General features: G+C 70.2%; 1 protein-coding gene. It reads right to left on the bottom strand.

From position 1 onward, the window contains the following. Positions 1-204, bottom strand: a 204-nt coding sequence (locus AAHM41_RS40505) for a hypothetical protein (protein ID WP_342242299.1), incomplete at its 3' end; no start/stop codon positions are given. Positions 205-228: the final 24 nt, after the last annotated feature.

Here is a 228-nt window from a genome sequence, read left to right as displayed (position 1 = left end):
CATGAAGCCGGTGCGGATCCGCTCCACCATCGCCGCCGTCAGCCGCAGCGAGCGCGTCAGCCGCGCCTGGATCAGCCCGAAATCCGGCGGCGCCTTCGGGTCCAGATGCGACCGCTCCTGCTGCTGCGCGGTCAGCCGCTTGCAGCGCATGTCGATCTCCATCGCCTCGCGCAGCATGCCCAGCACCCACCCCGTCCAGTTCATGTCGGGATCGGTCGGCCGGATCGG

This window comes from Inquilinus sp. OTU3971, assembly GCF_038440215.1.
Note: the sequence above shows the minus strand (reverse complement) of the source record. Positions and strands in the feature narration are given on the sequence as shown.